This is a genomic window from Streptomyces sp. RKAG290 (assembly GCF_023701695.1).
Taxonomy (GTDB): Bacteria; Actinomycetota; Actinomycetes; order Streptomycetales; family Streptomycetaceae; genus Streptomyces.
In genome coordinates this window covers 4,879,235-4,896,150 of record NZ_JAJOZC010000001.1, presented here as the reverse complement: position 1 = coordinate 4,896,150, position 16,916 = coordinate 4,879,235, and the positions used below count along the sequence as shown (strand labels likewise).

Here is a 16,916-nt window from a genome sequence, read left to right as displayed (position 1 = left end):
GAAGCGCCACCACGTCCGGGTAACGGGCCGGAAGGATTTTCTTCCGCCCCGTGCCGTGCGTACGACGGGAACGCGCCGGAACAGGCGCTTCGGGGGCCCTGCCGTCACCGCCGCGCCCGATGTGCGATCGGCCACACGCGCCGCTGCCGGCCGGGTCCCTTACACGTTCCGTATCCCCGGGTGAGACGCGTCTCTCCCCTCGATCACGACAACGGAGCACGTCCGATGCCCCGTTAGTGTGGTTGGTTCAGCGCTCTCCCCACTGGAGGTTTCACCGTGTCACTGTCCGCCCTGTTGGCAGCAGCCCCGTCGCCCGAGCCCGGTGGCTCGCTGGACGAAGCCGCGAAGCAGGCAGGCAACGCCGCGGGCTGGGTGGAGCAGAACTGGTCCACCTGGCTGAACACCGGTCTGCGGATCGTTCTCATCGCGGCTATCGCGATCGTGTTGCGCATCGTGATCCGCCGTGCCCTGACCAAGCTCATCGAGCGCATGAACCGCAGCGCCCAGGCGGTGGCCGGCACCGCGCTCGGCGGTCTGCTGGTCAACGCGGAACGCCGCCGCCAGCGGTCGGAGGCGATCGGTTCGGTGCTCCGTTCGGTCGCCTCGTTCCTGATCCTCGGCACCGCCGCCCTGATGATCCTGGGCGCGTTCCAGATCAACCTCGCCCCGCTGCTCGCCTCCGCCGGGGTCGCCGGGGTGGCGCTCGGCTTCGGCGCCCGCAACCTGGTCACCGACTTCCTCTCCGGCGTCTTCATGATCCTTGAGGACCAGTACGGCGTCGGCGACACCATCGACGCGGGCGTCGCCTCCGGCGAGGTCATCGAGGTCGGCCTGCGGGTCACCAAGCTGCGCGGGGACAACGGTGAGATCTGGTACGTCCGCAACGGCGAGGTGAAGCGGATCGGCAACCTCAGCCAGGGCTGGTCGACTGCCGGTGTGGACGTGCAGGTGCGCCCCACGGAGGACCTCGCCCAGGTCGGTGCGGCCATCACCGAGGCCGCCCAGCTGATGGCCAAGGAGGACCCGTGGACCGAGCGCCTGTGGGGCCCGGTGGAGGTCCTGGGCCTGGACACGGTGCTGCTGGACTCGATGACCGTCCGGGTGACCGCCAAGACGATGCCGGGCAAGGCGCTGGGCGTGGAGCGCGAGCTGCGCTGGCGCATCAAGCAGGCCCTGGACGAGGCGGGCATCCGCATGATCGGCGGCGTGCCGGCCCAGGCCGACGAGCCCTCGGCCGCCGACCCCACGGCAGCCATGGCCGCCCCCTCGGCCTACGCCTCGACCACCTCGCCCCAGTCCCTGGCGGCGACCCCGATCGTGCAGCCGCCGAACATCTCGAAGTAACGCTCATCCGTTCGAGTGAGGGGCACCCCGCGAAGGCCCGCGGGGTGCCCCTCACTCGCGTCTCCAGCGGCCACCGCTGGGATGCGTGCCGTCAACTCGGTTCGGGCAGTGTTCCGTTGGGAATGCCCCTCACGCGCCTCCCGACGGGCGCAGATCCGCACCGCCCGCCACCGGCCCAGCGCCCAGGTAACGCTTTGGTTGCCACAGCACTGCAGCCCATTGACGCCCCGGTGACACGCGTCCTACGGTCCTCACACCGAATAGGAAAGTTTCCTAACAGAGGGCAGGTGCAGTGGTCATGGCCGGAACCACACCGGGAACCCCCGCGTTCTGCGGGCCATGAACGACCGGGCCGCCCTCGACCTCCTGGTCGCCCAGGGGCCCCTCACCCGGACCCGGATCGGCGAGCTGACCGGGCTCTCCAAGCCCACCGCGTCCCAGCTGCTGACCCGGCTGGAGGCCGCGGGGCTGGTCCGTTCGACCGGCAGCCAGGGCGGGCGCCCCGGCCCGAATGCCGTGCTGTACGAGATCGACCCGTCCGCCGCCCACGTCGCGGCGCTCTCCGTCGGGCCCACCGGCATCGACGCGGTCGTCGCCGACATCACCGGCACCGTGGTCGGCTCGTGCCGCGTGGAGGCCGAGGCGGTCGAGGAGGACGTACGCCACCGCACCGCCCAGCTCGTCGCGGAGGCGGTGGACGGCGCCCTCGGCCAGGCCGGTCTCGGCCATGACGATCTGCAGAGCGTGGTGATCGGCACGCCGGGCGCGATCGACCGGCACACCGGCCAGCTGCGCTACGCCCCGCACCTGCCCGGCTGGCACTCGCGCACCCTGCTCGCCGACCTCGCCGAGGTGGTCGGCAGGCCGGTCACCATCGAGAACGACGTGAACCTCGCCGCCATCGCCGAACAGTACGAGGGCGCCGCGCAGGACCACGACGACTTCGTGCTCGCCTGGCTCGACGAAGGCGTCGGCGCCGCCATCGTGCTGGGCGGGAACCTGCTGCGCGGGGCCACCGGCGGCGCCGGGGAGATCGGCTACATGCCGCTGCCCGGTGCCCCGCTCGCCCGCGGCAACGCGGCCGACTGGGCGAGGCCGGACGCGGGCGGCGGTTTCCAGAGCCTGGTCTCCTCCCCCGCCGTACAGGACCTGGCGGGCGGCAGGCCGCCGGCCGAGGCCCTGGCCGACGAGGCCATCCGCGACGAGGTCGCCCGCAGGCTGGCCACCGGCCTCGCCGCCATGGTGGCCGTCGTCGACCCCGAACTGGTCGTCCTGTCCGGTGTCGTGGCCCAGGCCGGCGGAGAGGCACTCCGCGAGCGGGTCGAGGCCGAGCTGACCGGCCTCGCGCTGCCGAGACCGCTGCTGCGCATCAGCGACATCGACGGCGACCCGATCCTGACCGGCGCGCTGCGCACCGCTCTCGCCCAGGCGCGCGACACCACCTTCGACACCGCCTGAACGACGCGCCGCCCCTGCCACGGTCCCCGGCCCGGCAAGCCGCACGGCACCCCCATGCCCGCACACCCCCCGCTCCCCCGTCCCCCCGGCCGGGTTCCCACGCCCTTCCCTCCCCCGTAAAGGAAGTCCGACATGGCGCGATGGCACATACGCACCCGTGTGCCCGTGGCGTTCGGCGCAGCCGCTCTGCTGCTGGCCGGCTGCGCCAACCCGAGCACCGGCAGTAACACCGACGACCCCACGAAGCCCGTCACGCTGAAGTTCTGGCACGGCTGGTCGGCCCCCAGCGAGGCCAAGGCGATCAACGAGAACATCGCCCGCTTCGAGAAGCTCCACCCGAACATCCACGTCGTCTCCACCGGCAACGTGAGCGACGAGACGATCAACCAGGCGCTGCGTGCGGGCGGCGGCGACGCACCCGACGTCGTCACCTCGTTCACCACCAACAACGTGGGCCAGTACTGCTCCTCCGGCATGTGGGCGGATCTCGACCCCTTCCTGAAGAAGAGCGGCATCGACAAGACGAAGGTCTTCCCGAAGACCCTGCTGGACTACACCCAGTACGAGGGCGTCCAGTGCGCGACGCCCCTGCTCGCCGACGCGTTCGGCATGTACTACAACAAGGACGCCTTCAAGGAGGCAGGGATCACCCGGCCCCCGCACACCATGTCCGAGATGAAGGCCGACGCGGTCAAGCTGACGCGGAAGAACAAGAACGGCTCGCTCAAGCGGGCCGGCTTCATGCCGAACTTCCAGCTCTACCAGAACGCCCCCGACCGGATGTTCGCCCAGTGGGGCCCGCAGTACTTCGACGGACAGGGCAAGGCGAAGCTCGCCGACGAGCCCAAGACCGAGCAGTTCTTCTCCACCATGCGCGGGCTGTCCGACGCACAGGGCGGCTACCAGGCCATGGAGCGGCTCCGGGCCACCTTCGGCGACGAGATGTCGTCCCAGAACGGCTTCCTGACCGGCAAGCTCGCCATGCATCTGGACGGTGAGTGGCGTGGGCTGATGCTCAAGGACGCCAAGGCGAAGTTCGACTGGGGCGTCGCCCCGCTGCCGGTCCCGGACGACCAGGCCGACACCTACGGGCGTGGCTACCTGACGGGCACCGTCGCCGGCATCGCGCACAGCAGCCAACACCAGAACGCGGCGTGGGAGCTGGTGAAGTACCTGACGATCGACACCGAGCCGGTCGTCCACTTCGCCAACGCGATCCACAACGTGCCGTCCACCTTCGCCGCCCTCAAGTCCCCCGACCTGGACGCCGATCCGGCCTTCCGCGCCTTCATCAAGATCGCGCAGAACCCGCACAGCCAGGCGGTCCCGCCCTCGAACAACGGCGGTCAGTACATCAACTCGTTCGGCGACTTCTCGCAGTCCGTCGAGGCGGGCAGGACCAAGAACCTGCACCACGCGCTGAAGGAACTCGACGACCAGATCGACGCCGACAACGTCCAGTCGGAAAACTGAGGAGCCGAGTCATGGCACTGTCCTTCTCCACCTCGGCGAAGTCCGCCGCGCGGGGGACCGAACCGGCCCCCCGCAACTCCCCCCTGCGGCGCAAGAAGAACCGCGAGCGGCTGCGCACCCTGGGGTTCCTCTCCCCCTGGCTGGTCGGCTTCACCGTCTTCTTCGGCTACCCGCTGATCGCGACCGTCTACTTCTCGTTCATGCACTACAACCAGATCAAGGCCCCCACCTTCGTCGGGCTGCGGAACTGGAAGTACGTGCTGGAGCAGATGCCGCTGTTCGGCCCGGCGCTGTGGAACACGCTGTGGCTGGTCGTCGTGATGGTCGCGCTCCGCGTGGTGTTCGGTCTCGGCATCGGCCTGCTGATCACGAAGATCAAGTCGGGCGTCGGGCTGTTCCGTACGGCCTTCTACATCCCGTACCTGGCTCCGCCGGTCGCGGCCACCGTCTCCTTCGTCTTCCTGCTCAACCCGTCCACCGGCCCGGTCAACGAGATGCTCTCGTGGATCGGGGTCAGCGGCCCCAGCTGGTTCAACGACCCCAACTGGTCCAAGCCCTCGCTGGTGCTGCTCTCCCTGTGGGGCATCGGCGACCTGATGGTCATCTTCATGGCCTCGCTGCTGGACGTGCCCAAGGAGCAGTACGAGGCCGCCGAACTGGACGGCGCGGGCGCTTGGTCGAAGTTCCGCTACGTCACCTGGCCCGCGATCACCCCGATCGTGCTGTTCGCCGTCGTGACCGGCGTCGTGCAGACGATGCAGTACTACACGCAGGCCCTCGTCGCGGGGAAGCTCGCCTCGGGCGTCTCCATCGGCCCCGGCACGGTGATCCAGCCCGGATACCCGGACCACTCCACCCTGACGGTGCCCCAGCTCGTCTACTCGATGGGCTTCCAGAACTTCAACACCGGTGCCGCGTGCGTTCTCTCGCTCGTGCTCTTCGCCATTGCCATGGCCGTCACCCTTCTGCTGATGCGCAAGAGCGTCGGCCTCATTCCGGCGGAGGACTGAGATGACCACCACCACCCTGACCAGGCCGCAGACCGCCGCGGCGAGCCGCGGAGACGGCCGCGACGCGGCCAGACACCGCCGCAAGCGCATCCTGAACTGGATCGCGGTCCACTCCGTGGCCGTCGCGCTGGCCCTGTTCTTCGTCCTGCCGTTCGTCTTCGTCTTCCTCACCTCGGTGATGAGCGACGGGCAGGCGATGAGCGGCGATCTGTGGCCGAACTCCTGGCACTGGTCGAACTACTCGGCCGTCTTCCACACCCCGGGATTCCTCGACTGGTGGCGCAACTCGCTGATGTACGCGGTGGTGGGCACCGTGTTCACGGTGTGCTCGTCGGTGCCGGTCGCCTACGCGCTGGCCAAGTTCCGCTTCCGCGGCCGGCGCACCGCGATGATCCTCGTCATCTCCACGATGATGCTGCCGCCGCAGGTCATCATCATCCCGATGTACCTGGTGTGGGCGCAGCAGTTCCACCTCTCGGGCTCGCTGTGGCCGCTGATCATCCCGATGGCGTTCGGCGACGCGTACTCGATCTTCCTGCTGCGGCAGTTCCTGCTCACCATTCCGCAGGAGTACATCGAGTCGGCGAAGGTGGACGGCTGCGGTGAGCTCCGCACGCTGCTCAAGATCGTCGTGCCGATGGCCAAGCCCGGCATCGCGGCCGTGGCGCTCTTCCAGTTCTTCTACTGCTGGAACGACTACTTCGGCCCGCAGATCTACGCCGCGCAGAACCCCGGAGCCTGGACCCTGAGCTACGGCCTGGAGTCCTTCAAGAGCGCCCACGCGGTCAACTGGAACATGACCATGGCCGCGACGCTGCTCGTCATGGCGCCGGTCATCATCGTGTTCTTCTTCGCACAGAAGGCCTTCGTAGAAGGCGTCACCCTCACCGGAGTAAAGGGCTGAGAACCATGAAGCTCGCAGTAGTTGGTGGCGGGTCCACCTACACACCCGAACTGATCGACGGTTTCGCACGGCTGCGGGACACCCTGCCGATCGAGGAGCTCGTGCTCGTCGACCCGGCGGCCGACCGGCTCGACCTCGTCGGGGGCCTGGCCCGGCGGATCTTCGCCAAGCAGGGGCACCCGGGCCGGATCGTCACCACGTCGGACATCGACGCGGGCGTCGCCGACGCGGACGCGGTGCTGCTCCAGCTCCGCGTCGGCGGCCAGGCCGCCCGCAACAAGGACGAGACCTGGCCGCTGGAGTGCGGCTGCATCGGCCAGGAGACCACCGGGGCCGGCGGCCTCGCCAAGGCCCTGCGCACCGTCCCGGTCGTCCTGGACATCGCCGAGCGGGTCCGCCGGACCAACCCGAACGCCTGGATCATCGACTTCACCAACCCGGTCGGCATCGTGACCCGGGCGCTGCTGCAGGCCGGTCACAAGGCCGTCGGTCTGTGCAACGTGGCGATCGGCTTCCAGCGGAAGTTCGCCCGCCTGCTCGACGTCACACCCGGTGAGGTGCACCTGGACCACGTCGGGCTCAACCACCTGACCTGGGAGCTCGGGGTGCGCCTCGGCGGCCCGGACGGCGAGAACCTGCTGCCGAAGCTGATCGCCGAGCACGGCGACGCGATCGCGGACGACCTGCACATGCCGCGCGCGGTCGTCGACCGGCTCGGCGTCGTCCCCTCGTACTACCTGCGTTACTTCTACGCGCACGACCAGGTCGTGCGCGAGCTCGGCACCAAGCCCTCGCGGGCCTCCGAGGTCGCGGCCATGGAGAAGGAACTGCTCGCCATGTACGGCGACCCGGCGCTGGACGAGAAGCCCGCGCTGCTCGCCAAGCGCGGCGGCGCGTTCTACTCAGAGGCTGCGGTGGACCTGGCCTCCTCGCTCCTCGGCTCGGGCGGCTCCCCGGTGCAGGTGGTCAACACCTACAACAAGGGGACGCTGCCGTTCCTGCCGGACGACGCGGTGATCGAGGTGCAGGCGAGGGTCGACGGGACCGGCGCGACGCCGCTGGCCGTGCCGCAGCTCGACCCGCTGTACGCCGGACTGATCGCCAACGTGACGGCGTACGAGGACCTCGCGCTGGAGGCCGCGCTGCGCGGCGGCCGCGACCGGGTGTTCAAGGCACTCCTCGCGCACCCGCTGATCGGCCAGTTCGAGTACGCCGAGGCACTCACGGACAAGCTGATCGCGCACAACCGGGAGCACCTCGCGTGGGCGTGAACGTTTCGGTCCTCGCGATCGATGCGGGGAACAGCAAGACCGATGTGGCACTGATCGGTGAGGACGGCACCGTGCTGTCCACGGCCCGCGGCGGCGGCTTCCAGCCGCCGGTGGTCGGCATCGGCACGGCCGTGGACGCGCTCGGCTCCGCGGTGGAGCGTGCGCTGGCCTCGGCCGGCGTGGGCCACGGGACCGTGGGCCACGTCTCGGCCTGTCTCGCCAACGCCGATCTGCCGGTCGAGGAGGAGCAGCTGACCGAGGCTCTCCTCGCCCGTGGATGGGGCCGCACGGTGGAGGTCCGCAACGACACCTTCGCGATCCTGCGGGCCGGGGTCGACGAGCCGCGCGGGGTGGCCGTCGTGTGCGGTGCGGGGATCAACTGCGTCGGGATGGTGCCCGACGGGCGCACCGCGCGCTTCCCGGCCATCGGCCGGATATCCGGTGACTGGGGCGGCGGCGCGGGGCTCGCCGAGGAGGCCCTGTGGTTCGCCGCGCGCGCGGAGGACGGCCGCGGCGAGCCGACCGAACTGGTCCGTACGCTGCCCGGCCACTTCGGGCTCGACTCGATGTACGCGTTGATAGAGGCGCTGCACCTGGGCCGGATCGGCTACGAGCGACGGCACGAGCTGACGCCGGTGCTCTTCGCGACCGGCGCGGCCGGCGACCCGGTGGCGCGCGCCCTGGTGGACCGGCTGGCCGAGGAGGTCGTGGCCATGGCCTCGGTCGCGCTGTCCCGGCTCGGCCTGCTCGACGAGCAGGCGCCGGTGGTGCTGGGCGGCAGCGTGCTGGCGGCGCGCCACCCGCAGCTGGACGACCGGATCGCCGAACTCCTCGCGGCACGGGCCCCGAAGGCGGTGGTCCGGGTGGTGAAGGAGTCCCCGGTGCTGGGCGCGGGGCTGCTGGGCCTTGACCACACGGGTGCGGCGCACGAGGTGCACGACAGACTGCGGGCGCACTACGCCTGACATCTGGTGACATCAGTGGGTATGAGGGGCGTTCCATGGCCGTCGGGCCGCGGGACGCCCCTCGTCGATGGAACCGATCAGTTGCCCCGCACGTGTTCATGGTTGGGGAGATCGGTCCGTCGAGGGGGATTGCACCGTCGATCGTCTTGATCGGCGGCGCCGGCCTTGATCGAATGCTGTTGACTGCAGTTGATCGCGTTCACGGACCGGTGCAGGATCCAGGCGTTCCTTGTGTGGATGTCGGTCCCTGCGGCCATACTTCTGGCCGGGTACCAGTCCCCCGTTCGGCCGGGGGGCGGGCCACCGTCAGCGACCGAGGGGGAGGTCAAGTGACATACCCGCCGAATGTGCGCCCGGCGCCGCCACGCGCGCCGGAGCCGCTGCCTGCGCCGACGGCCGTACCCGTACCGCCGCAGCACAGCGCACGGGCCGTGGTGACCGCACGGCTGCGTGCCGCGGCGACCACCGAACCGGGCAGGCTCCAGATCATCGGGGCCGTACTGGCCCTGCTCGTCGTCGCGTTCGGGGCCGTGACGGCGTTCGAGATCTCCGACCGGGCGACGGCCGCCGACGACGTGGTGAGCCGCAGTCAGCCGCTGAGCGCGGACGCGGCGGACATCTACCGCTCGCTGGCCGATGCCGACGCGGCGGCGGCGAGCGGCTTCCTGGCCGGCCCGCAGGACTCCCCCGAGGCGCACGAGCGGTACGCGAAGGACATCGAGGAGGCCTCCCGGCTGCTGGTGAAGGCCGCGGCCAACACGGACGCGTCGACGAAGTCCGGCCACGAGATCACCACGCTCAACGAGGGCCTCCCGGGCTACACGGGGCTGATCGAGCGTGCCCGTGCCAACAACCGCCAGGGGCTGCCGCTCGGCGGCGCCTATCTCCGTTACGCGAACCAGAAGATGGCCGGCGAACTGCTGCCGGCGGCCGAGCGGCTGTACACGGCGGAGACCGGCCGGCTGGACCACGACTACGACTCCGCACGGGCGTGGCCGTTCTTCTCGCTCGGGGCCGGCGTGGTCGCACTGGCCGTGCTGTTCTGGGCCCAGCGACGCAACTACGCCAGGACGAACCGGGTGTTCAACCACGGCCTGGTGGCCGCGACCGCGGCGTCCCTCGTGGTCCTGCTGTGGCTCGCGGTGGGTCATTCGGTGGCCCGGTCCGATCTGTCCGACGCCAACGTGCGGGGGCAGCAGTCCCTGGACGTGCTCAACCGGGCGCGCATCGACTCGCTGAAGGCGCGCGCCAACGAGAACCTCACGGTGGTCGCCCGGGGTGCGGTGCTCACCGCGGACGGCAAGAACGACAAGTACGAGACGGACTACGGCACGGGCATGAAGGCACTCGGCGTGGAGCTCGGCAAGGCCGGGAAGCTCGCCGACGGCGACACCGCGGGAAGCGAGCCGGTGGCCGACGCCGTCAAGGGGGTCACCGAGTGGCAGAGCCGCCACCGGACCGCCCGCAAGACCGACGACGGCGGCGACTACGACGCCGCGCTGGACCAGATCATCGGGTCGAAGAATTCGACCGGCGAGTCCTTCAACCGGGTGGACAAGGCGCTGCGTCAGGCGCTCGCCCATGAGCAGGACGAATTCACCCGGGCCGCCGAGGACGGGCGCGGTGCGCTGGGCGGGCTGCCGATCGGCGCAGCGGCGCTCGCCCTGCTCGGCGCGGTCGCCGCGATCGTCGGGGTCAACCGCAGGCTCTCGGAGTTCCGGTGACAGGGGGAGCGATGACAGGGAAGGGTCCTGGGGCGACGGGCCGCTGGACGGGCCCCACGGGCCCGTTCCGCAGGCTGCGCGGCTGGGGCGGGGTGAGCGCCATGGCCGCCGCCTGTGCGGTGACGGCGTCGCTGACCCTGCTGCCGCTCTCCCACAGCGGCAAGAACAGCTTCGACGAGCAGGTCTCGGGGCCGGGCGCGGCGCGTGGCGTACAGGCGCGTGCCGACGACTGCAAGGACCCGGAAGCCAGCCTGCCGGCCTCCGCCGCGGACGGTGCGACCATCGACCGCATCAAGGCGCGCGGGAAGCTGATAGCGGGCGTCGACCAGAACAGCTACCAGTGGGGGTTCCGCGACCCGGAGTCCGCGACCGGGAACCTCGAAGGCTTCGACATCGACCTGGTGCGGGCGATCGCCAAGGACATCCTGGGCGACCCGGACGACGTGATCTTCCGGGCGATCCCCACCAACCAGCGCATCGCCGCCCTGGAGAACGACAAGGTCGACGTCGTCGTGCGGACGATGACGATCAACTGTGCCCGGCTCGACCAGGTCTCCTTCTCCACGGCCTACTTCCAGGCCGGGCAGCAGGTCCTCGCGCCGGTCGATTCCAAGATCACCGGATTCGACTCCTCACTGGCCGGCAAGCGGGTCTGCACGGCGGAGGGCTCCACGGCGTACGAGGCCCTGGAGAAGCAGTCGTTCGGTTCGGTGTTCAGGGACGAGCACGACGGCACCGACGCCGACGAGGACCTGCTCACCGTCCCCAACCAGCTGGACTGCCTGGTACGGCTGCAGCTGGGCGAGGTCGACGCAGTCGTGACGGACAACGCGCTCGGGGCCGGCCAGGCCGCCCAGGACCCGGCCGTGGAGCTCAAGGGCGACAAGCCCTTCACCACCGAGTACTACGGCGTGGCCACGAAGAAGGGCGCGAACGACCTGGTGGCGCGGGTCAACCACGTGCTGGACGACTACCGCGCCGGTGGTTCGGACAGCCCCTGGATGCGGTCCTACCGCAACTGGCTGCAGGACGGTCTGCCCGGCATAACGGCGCCGCCGGCGCCCAAGTACCGGAGCAACTAGCGCCTGTCCTTCGGGTCAGGCGAATCCTGCCGGGCCCCGCCCGGCAGCAAGAGCGGAGAGGTGATCGATGGGCGTCGCGGGCCCCTTCCCCAGCTACGCCGCCCGGCCCCCCGGCCCGGTCATGGACCGGGACGAGGCGGACCGTGCGCTGGCCCGGCTCGGCGCGGAGCACGAGGCGATCGAGACCTCGCTCCTCGCCCTGCAGGACCACGCCGGCCGCCGGCTCCTGGAGGGCGCCGACCTCACCGGTGTGACCGCGGAGCGCTGGAGCGCCACCGAGCAGTCGATCACGCAGTTGTGGGGTTACTTCGACGCGTACGCCGGGGTGTTGAACGAGGCGCGTGAGGTGCGGGCCCGGCGGCGCCACCCCAACCGGGACGATCTGGTGGCCCTGACCGAGCTGTTGCGCGGCCAGGGTGTCACGGTGGCGCACGCCGCCGCCCGACCCGATCCGTCGATCACCGGCCCGGCCAGGCTCTCCGAGCGGTTCACGCTGGAGGAGCTGGTCGCCCGGATGAACGAGCTGTACGCGCGCTCGCTGGACATGGTCGTCGCCTCCGACTCCGTGTGGTCGGCGATGCCCGCCCGGATAGATCTGCTCGCCGCCGAGCTGCGCCGCACCCGCTCGCTCGCGCACTCGGTCGGAGTGCGGCCCGGGGAGCACCCGTCGGGGGACGACCTGGAGTCGATCACCCAGGAGCTGACCACGCTGCGGGTGCAGGTGATCTCCGATCCGCTGGCGTTCTGGCTGCCCGCTCCCGGCAGTTCGGCGCCCGGTGGCGGGCGTCCGGACACGACGCGCTACGACCGGGCGGCCCGGGCGCTGGAGGAGGTGCGGCGGGAGATCGAGGCGGTGCTCGCGGTCCGGCAGGACGCCGAGCAGCGGCTGGTCCAGCTGCGCGACGTGCTCTCCCGGGCGGACCGCACGCTGACCGAGGCCCGGTCGGCGCGCGGCGAGGTGCTGGCGAAGATCGCCGCCTCCGAGGTGCCCGCCGTCAACGGCCCGCCCACCGCGCTGCAGGAGCGGCTCGCCGCGGCGTCGGAGTACCGCAGGCATGCGCAGTGGCACCGGCTGTCACCGCTGCTGGAGACCCTGGAGCGGCAGGCCGAGGAGGAGCTGCTGCGGGCCCGGGAGCAGCTGACGGCGGTCACCGCCCCGCTCGCCGTCCGGGCCGAGCTGCGCGGCCGGCTGGACGCGTACAAGGCCAAGGTGGCCCGGCACGGCCTGGCCGAGGACCTCGTCCTCATCGAGCGCTACGACGCGGCGCGCCGGATGCTGTGGAGCGCGCCGTGCGATCTGCGGGTCGCCGCGCAGGCGGTGCAGCGCTACCAGGACGCGGCGCTGGAACTGATGGGCCAGCGCAGGGCGTCCGGACCAGAGGACCGGCGGGGTCGGTCATGAGAGGCCCGGTGCCACGGGGGCACATGCGGTGCGGGACAGACAGCGACGGAGCAACGTGGCCGCTGCGGCGGCGGGGCGAACAGGGGGAACGACCATGAGTACGCAGTGCCAGCGCCCCGCGTGCGAGGGCAGTTACGAGGACATGGGCGGCGGTGAGATGTACTGCGACACCTGCGGTCTGGCTCCGGTCGTCTCACCGAACGGCATGGTGACCTCGCCGCCCACCGGTGTCGCGGGCGGCGGCCGGGGCGGCAACAGCTCCTCGTCCCGCAGCAGTTCGCAGGCGTCGTCGAGGGCGTCCTCCCGCTCCTCGTCGCGCTCGTCGACGTCGCGGCGTTCCGTTTCGGGGCGGCTCTCGCGTGCCCTGTCCGGAAGCTCCGCCTCCCGCTCGGTCTCGGTGCGCTCCTCCGGTTCGTCGACCAACGTCTCCGGCCGGAACCGTCTGGGCGCCGGACTGGTGCAGGTGCCGGACGTACCGCGTCCCGATCCGCGCACCGCGGTGATGGAGAACCCGGAGGTGCCCGAGCGGAAGCGGTTCTGTTCGCGTGCGGACTGCGGGGCGCCGGTGGGCCGGGCCCGGGGCGAGCGGCCGGGGCGTACGGAGGGGTTCTGCACCAAGTGCGGTCACCCGTACTCCTTCATGCCCAAGCTCCAGGACGGCGACGTCGTGCACGGGCAGTACGAGGTCGCGGGCTGCCTGGCGCACGGCGGGCTCGGCTGGGTGTACCTCGCGGTCGACCGTGCGGTCTCCGACCGCTGGGTGGTGCTCAAGGGCCTGCTCGACACGGGTGACCAGGACGCCATGGCCGCCGCCATCTCGGAACGCCGCTTCCTCGCCGAGATCGAGCACTCCAACATCGTCCGCATCTACAACTTCGTCGAGCATCTCGACCAGCGGACCGGTTCGCTCGACGGCTACATCGTCATGGAGTACGTCGGCGGCAAGGCGCTCAAGGAGATCGCCAACGAGCGTCGCACCGCGAGCGGGAAGCGCGATCCGCTGCCGGTCGAGCAGGCGTGCGCCTACGGCATCGAGGCGCTGGAGGCGCTGGGGCATCTGCACAGCCGCAACCTGCTGTACTGCGACTTCAAGGTCGACAACGCGATCCAGACCGAGGACCAGCTGAAGCTGATCGACATGGGCGCGGTCCGCAGGATGGACGACGAGGAGTCGGCCATCTACGGCACGGTGGGGTACCAGGCGCCGGAGGTCGCGGAGGTCGGGCCGTCGGTGGCCTCCGACCTGTACACCGTCGCGCGGACCCTCGCGGTGCTCACCTTCGACTTCCAGGGGTACACGAACGTCTTCGTGGACTCTCTGCCCGACCCGGACAACATCGAGGTCTTCCGGACCTACGAGTCGTTCTACCGGCTGCTGGTGCGGGCCACCGACCCCGATCCGGCCCGGCGGTTCGCCTCCGCGTCCGAGATGGCGGAGCAGCTGATGGGCGTGTTGCGGGAGGTGGTGTCGCTGCAGACGGGGCGCCCACGTCCGGCGCTGTCGACGCTGTTCGGCGCGGAGATGCGGGTCACCGACACCGAGCTGTTCAGCGTCCTGACGGGCGAGGTGTCCCAACTGGGGGCACGCGCTGCCGAGACCGGCGGGTCCGGGTTGTTCGGGCGTCGGCGGGGCGGGCGGGCGGTCGCGGTGACGCCACCTGCCGGATCGACGCCCACCCCGGTGGCCCCGCCTGGCGGTGCCCCGGGCGCGCTGCCCGCCGGCCCGCCTCCCGGGTACACCCCCGGGGCCGGTCCGCTGCCCTCGTCCACCACGCACGTGCGCGGCGGCCCGGGCGCCGGCAGCGGGAACGCCGCCGTGCCCCCGTACGCACAGTCGGCGGCGGCCATTCCGGCCCCCGGGTACCGGCCGCCGTCCCCGGCACCCGGCCCGGACCGTACGGCGTGAGCGGGCCTCGGCTGGCCGGGCTCGACGTGCGGGGGACCTCGCTGGCACTGCCGGTCCCCCGGGTCGACGCGAACGACCCCAACGCCGGTTTCCTCGCAGGGGTGATGGCGTCGGCACCCGCCGAACTGATCGCCGCATTGCAGGCCGTGCCGGCTGCCTCGCTGGAGACCCGGCTGCGCGAGCTGCGGGCCTCCCTGGAGATGAACGACCTCGGCGCGGCGACGGAGACCCTGACGACGCTGGAGATCAAGCACCCGGACGACTGGAGGGTGGTCTGGTACCGCGGCATCACCTCCCTGGTGACCGGTGACAACGAGAACGCGGCGCTGTCCTTCGACGCGGTGTACGACGCGTTTCCCGGCGAGCCCGCGCCCAAGCTGGCCCTCGGTGTCTGCGCGGAGGTGCTGGGCCAGCTGGACAACGCCGCCGAGTACTACCGGCTGGTGTGGACGACCGACCCCAGTTTCGTCAGTGCGGCGTTCGGCCTGGCCCGGGTACAGATCGCGGCCGGGGACCGGGCCGGGGCCGTCAGGTCGCTGGAGTCGGTGCCGGAGGCGTCGATCCACTTCACGGCGGCCCGGGTCGCCGCGGTGCGTGCGCGGCTGCGCGAACGGGCCCCGGACGAGCCGCTGATCACCGATCTGATGGCGGCCTCGGCCCAGGTCTCGGGGCTGGCCGGTCTCGGCCTGGACGCGGTGCGCCGGGAGCAGTTGTCGACCGAGGTGCTGGGCACGGCGCTCGACTGGGTACTCTCCGGTAGTCCCACTGCGGGGCCCCCGGCCCCGCAGGCGCCGGCGCATGCCGGGGTGCACGGGCCGAAGACGCTGCTCGGCAGTGAGTTGGACGAACGCGGCCTTCGTTTCGGGCTCGAGCGTTCGTACCGGATGCTCGCCCGGCTTGCGGAGCCCGGTGACGAGAGGATCGAACTGGTGGAGCGGGCCAACCGTTTCCGCCCCCGAACGTGGGTGTGAAGATGTCGCCGAACCACCAGGAGACTGCCTTGTCGAGGTGTCCCGGCTGCGAGGAGCCGCTGGAGCCGGGGGACCTGTTCTGCGGTGCGTGCGGGTACGACCTGTCGGCCGTGCCCGAGTCGCCTCAGGACAATCCGACGATCGTCATCGCCGTTCCGGCCGGGGACCATGCGCCGGGTTCCGGGCCGGCGGCCGGTCCCGCTGCGCAGCCGGCTCCGGGTTCGGTGGCGGGGTCCGCCGCCGGGACCGACCGGTCCGCGCCGCCCGCCCCGGCCGGTGCCCCGGCGGCGGCCCGCTTCGACGGCCCCGGTGCGTCCGGTGACTTCGAGCTGGCCGCGCCGGCGCCGGCCGCCGACGGCGCGATGCCCGACCCCCGCACCTCCGCGGAGCCCGCGCCGGTCCCGCCGGCCGGCACCAAGGTGTGCGTGGCCTGCCGGGCCGGCCACGTCGACCACGACGGCTACTGCGAGAACTGCGGCCACGCCCAGCCCCGCGAGCGCGACCACATGGAGCAGGAGCTCGGTTCGGTCGCCGCGGTGAGCGACCGCGGTCTGCGTCATCACCGCAACGAGGACTCGTTCGCGGTGTCGGCCACCGCGCTGCCGGACGGCACCCCGGCCGTCCTCGCCATCGTCTGTGACGGGGTGTCCTCGGCCAGCCGTCCCGACGAGGCGTCGGCCGCCGCCGCGAGCGCCGCCGACGAGGCACTGCTGGAGTCGCTGCCGCGCGGCACGCACCCGCAGCAGGCGATGCACGAGGCGATCGTCGCGGCCGCCGAGGCGGTCAACGTCCTTGCCCAGGACACCGGTCAGACCAAGGAGCAGGATCCGCACCGCCAGCAGAACGCCCCGGCGTGCACCCTGGTCGGCGCGATCATGGCCAGTGGTCTGCTGGTCGTCGGCTGGGTCGGTGACAGCCGCGTGTACTGGGTGCCCCAGGACCGGAGCGCCCCGCCTGCCCGGCTCACCGAGGACGACTCCTGGGCCGCGCAGATGGTCGCGGCCGGCCTGATGAACGAGGCGGAGGCGTACGCGGACGAGCGTGCCCACGCCATCACGGGCTGGCTGGGCGCCGACTCGTACGAACTGGAGCCGCACACGGCGTCGTTCAAACCGGACCGGCCGGGCCTCGTGGTGGTCTGCACGGACGGGTTGTGGAACTACGCGGAGTCCGCGGCCGAGATGGCCGCCGCGGTGCCCGTGGACGCGTACGAACGGCCGCTGCACGGCGCCCAGGTGCTGGTGGGCCACGCACTCGACGGTGGGGGCCACGACAACGTAACAGTGGCCCTGCTGCCGTTCGCCGTAGCGCCGCAAGGGGCAGGCTCCGCACACAGCAGCGGTTGAGCCCTGTTCCGTCCTTCCCTTGCTCTTGTGATGTCTTGTCCGTAAATCTGTCTTCATCTG

General features: G+C 71.3%; 11 protein-coding genes and 1 pseudogene. All 12 read left to right on the top strand.

Annotated features, from left to right (window positions below):
- Positions 1 to 276: 276 nt before the first annotated feature.
- The 12 genes and pseudogenes from LNW71_RS21555 to LNW71_RS21490 all read left to right on the top strand — a co-directional run bounded on the left by LNW71_RS21555 (position 277) and on the right by LNW71_RS21490 (position 16,856).
- On the top strand, positions 277 to 1,344 hold the full coding sequence (locus LNW71_RS21555) for a mechanosensitive ion channel family protein (RefSeq protein ID WP_250969729.1): 1,068 nt from the start codon (positions 277 to 279) through the stop codon (positions 1,342 to 1,344).
- Positions 1,345 to 1,683: 339 nt separating this feature from the next.
- Positions 1,684 to 2,802 carry an ROK family transcriptional regulator gene (locus LNW71_RS21550; protein WP_250969728.1) on the top strand — a complete coding sequence of 373 codons (1,119 nt, stop codon included), beginning with the start codon at positions 1,684 to 1,686 and terminating at the stop codon, positions 2,800 to 2,802.
- Between the two features lie 132 nt (positions 2,803 to 2,934).
- Positions 2,935 to 4,275 (top strand): ABC transporter substrate-binding protein, encoded by a 1,341-nt coding sequence (locus tag LNW71_RS21545; protein WP_250969727.1) that lies wholly within the window; start codon positions 2,935 to 2,937, stop codon positions 4,273 to 4,275.
- A gap of 11 nt (positions 4,276 to 4,286) precedes the next feature.
- Positions 4,287 to 5,285 (top strand): carbohydrate ABC transporter permease, encoded by a 999-nt coding sequence (locus LNW71_RS21540; protein ID WP_250969726.1) that lies wholly within the window; start codon positions 4,287 to 4,289, stop codon positions 5,283 to 5,285.
- A gap of 1 nt (position 5,286) precedes the next feature.
- On the top strand, positions 5,287 to 6,189 hold the full coding sequence (locus LNW71_RS21535) for a carbohydrate ABC transporter permease (RefSeq protein ID WP_250969725.1): 903 nt from the start codon (positions 5,287 to 5,289) through the stop codon (positions 6,187 to 6,189).
- 5 nt (positions 6,190 to 6,194) lie between these two features.
- A complete protein-coding gene (locus tag LNW71_RS21530; RefSeq protein ID WP_250969724.1) occupies positions 6,195 to 7,460 on the top strand; it encodes a 6-phospho-beta-glucosidase in 1,266 nt (421 codons plus the stop codon).
- Positions 7,451 to 8,425, top strand: a complete 975-nt coding sequence (locus tag LNW71_RS21525; RefSeq protein ID WP_250969723.1) for a BadF/BadG/BcrA/BcrD ATPase family protein — start codon at positions 7,451 to 7,453, stop codon at positions 8,423 to 8,425. The genes LNW71_RS21530 and LNW71_RS21525 overlap by 10 nt, the downstream gene beginning before the upstream one ends.
- A 380-nt stretch (positions 8,426 to 8,805) precedes the next feature.
- Positions 8,806 to 10,149: a hypothetical protein gene (locus LNW71_RS21520; RefSeq protein WP_285802877.1), complete on the top strand. Its 1,344-nt coding sequence runs from the start codon at positions 8,806 to 8,808 to the stop codon at positions 10,147 to 10,149.
- Between the two features lie 101 nt (positions 10,150 to 10,250).
- Positions 10,251 to 11,231, top strand: coding sequence for a glutamate ABC transporter substrate-binding protein (locus LNW71_RS21515; protein WP_250972093.1), 981 nt, complete (start codon positions 10,251 to 10,253; stop codon positions 11,229 to 11,231).
- A 67-nt stretch (positions 11,232 to 11,298) separates the two neighbouring features.
- Positions 11,299 to 12,633, top strand: a complete 1,335-nt coding sequence (locus tag LNW71_RS21510) for a hypothetical protein (protein ID WP_250969722.1) — start codon at positions 11,299 to 11,301, stop codon at positions 12,631 to 12,633.
- Between the two features lie 94 nt (positions 12,634 to 12,727).
- Positions 12,728 to 15,510 (top strand): annotated as a pseudogene (locus LNW71_RS36520) (tetratricopeptide repeat protein).
- Complete coding sequence (locus tag LNW71_RS21490; RefSeq protein ID WP_250972091.1) at positions 15,507 to 16,856, top strand: PP2C family serine/threonine-protein phosphatase; 1,350 nt, start codon at positions 15,507 to 15,509, stop codon at positions 16,854 to 16,856. Before LNW71_RS36520 ends, LNW71_RS21490 begins: the two are co-directional and overlap by 4 nt.
- Positions 16,857 to 16,916 lie beyond the last annotated feature (60 nt).

Coding starts and splice junctions, on each gene's coding strand:
- LNW71_RS21515 (WP_250972093.1), top strand. CDS start 10,251: ATGGCCGCCGCCTGTGCGGTGACGGCGTCGCTGACCCTGCTGCCGCTC.
- LNW71_RS21530 (WP_250969724.1), top strand. CDS start 6,195: ATGAAGCTCGCAGTAGTTGGTGGCGGGTCCACCTACACACCCGAACTG.
- LNW71_RS21510 (WP_250969722.1), top strand. CDS start 11,299: ATGGGCGTCGCGGGCCCCTTCCCCAGCTACGCCGCCCGGCCCCCCGGC.
- LNW71_RS21540 (WP_250969726.1), top strand. CDS start 4,287: ATGGCACTGTCCTTCTCCACCTCGGCGAAGTCCGCCGCGCGGGGGACC.
- LNW71_RS21545 (WP_250969727.1), top strand. CDS start 2,935: ATGGCGCGATGGCACATACGCACCCGTGTGCCCGTGGCGTTCGGCGCA.
- LNW71_RS21550 (WP_250969728.1), top strand. CDS start 1,684: ATGAACGACCGGGCCGCCCTCGACCTCCTGGTCGCCCAGGGGCCCCTC.
- LNW71_RS21535 (WP_250969725.1), top strand. CDS start 5,287: ATGACCACCACCACCCTGACCAGGCCGCAGACCGCCGCGGCGAGCCGC.